Annotated in this window: 1 protein-coding gene; it reads right to left on the bottom strand. The window is 54.2% G+C overall.

From position 1 onward, the window contains the following. Positions 1-187: 187 nt before the first annotated feature. Positions 188-1,393, bottom strand: coding sequence for an ATP-dependent nuclease (locus HK439_RS26280; protein WP_190294445.1), 1,206 nt, complete (start codon positions 1,391-1,393; stop codon positions 188-190). Between the last annotated feature and the right edge of the window lie 403 nt (positions 1,394-1,796).

Genomic DNA, 1,796 nt, shown 5'->3' with positions numbered 1-1,796 from the left:
GCCGGCGTCGCTCCACCGACGTGATCACCTCGATATGCTGCTTGGTCATATGACTACTCCTAGTGCTATCACTAGGACTGGCAGTCTTCAGCCTACGCCAGCAAGACGGCCTTCACCGGAGGGGTACGTCTTTCCGCACCCTGCCGGCGCCGAAATGCTTCCACGATCGATGCTCAAAAGATCGATTTCAGCCATGAGGCGCCTGCGCCCACATGAGTAGCGCATTGACCCGGTTCCGGAAGCCTTCGCTCGCATCTACGAAGTTTAAAGCTAAGACATTGCTGGCTAGGTGCTCCATCCGACTAATCGACTTGAACCACGGATTTTTCCTGCCGGTGCAGGCAGTTATGAGAAAAGCACGCTGTCCAGGTGTTATCGTATGTTGAGGCGAATGGATGACCGCCCGCAAGTTTTCGATGGTCTCCTGATTAGCTGAGGCCGATTGAATATGCGCGGCAATCATTTCCTCTCCATGTTCGACGACCGCATATTCCAACATCGCCAAGAGCGTCGCGTCTCCTACGTTGTTGATTATCGCTGCTTCCAGACATTGCCCTCCGTCCCAAGTGAATGTTCCGCCACCGGTTTGATGAAAAGCCGCTTCAATTTGCGGCGTCGGAAGGATGTCTGCATCGCGAAAAACAGCTGTGCGATATCCGAGCTTCGCAAATTCCATCGCACGCTCGTACAATTGATCTGGATGACTACCGCCTCCATCTACAAGAGCAACGCCTCGAGCGAAAATCGAGGATTGGCCTAAAGCGGTGCAATATAGATCGAACCCCCGTACAAACCCGACCTCAGATGCGCCTTCACAAATTAGAACAGATGGAGCAAGAAAAGCTTCTGGCGCCCTGCGTAGTGTCCCCTGCGCCGAAGCGGGCACAAACTGTGCTTCGTGTTTGTCGCCTAATCTACGCAATACTCGGAGTTGCGCCGCTGAAAGTTCTCGAAGAACTATTGGTGAGTGCGTGGTTGCGAAGACCTGCTGGGGTGGCGTTTCTTCCTTGGCTCCGAGAGAACCCAGGAGCCGAATTATGCGATGCGGTTCAAGTCCGTTTTCTACTTCATCAACCAAGAGAATAGAGGAAAGCGCCGCCACTTCACGCTGCAGCCCTGCAATAAGCAAACGCGTCGAACCAAGCCCTAGGCCGCGCAGAGGAACACCATGTTCATCGTGCAATGCGATGGAGCCACCGGTGATCGACACCGAATGCGTATCGAGAAGTGCCTGCACCTTTGCACCAATCGGGATGCCGAGTTCATCAGCAGTCTTTTTGACAGATGCTAATGCATCACCCAGTTGCGCCTCTGCATCATTGCCAAAGCTCTTGCGCGCCTCTCTCGCTGCCTGCGAGAGTACTAACGACGCATCCGGCTTCTCTTCGCTCAACCTGCTAAGGACGGAACCGCGCCGCCAAGCGAGATTATAATCCGACGTTGCACCTAGACGCGTTGGCGCAAGTTCGACCCTATCCTTCTAGTTTAGGTTCCGCTCAGAACCCTTTGCGTCCGCTCGATCGGACCTGAGCCTCCAGCGAGGTTCTAAATCAGCGGCGACCTCTAAACTCAGCGACAAGACCGTCTCTAGGCCGTGACCTGGCTCATCCTCAAGCATTCCGAGAAGACTGTTGTAGCCACGCAGATAGTGTAAGCGCGAAGCCGACCCCATCTAGCGCGGCATGAGGTTATGGGCGAGAGGTTGTGACACTGAAGGAGCGGAGGAGCTTACGGTGTCAGTTTCTATGTCTGCGCCTATGACTGATGATAGAAGTTTCCATGTTCTTGAAGCGGTT

The sequence above is a fragment of the Roseibium aggregatum genome, assembly GCF_014692675.1.
GTDB classification, from domain to species: domain Bacteria; phylum Pseudomonadota; class Alphaproteobacteria; order Rhizobiales; family Stappiaceae; genus Roseibium; species Roseibium aggregatum_C.
Note: the sequence above shows the minus strand (reverse complement) of the source record. Positions and strands in the feature narration are given on the sequence as shown.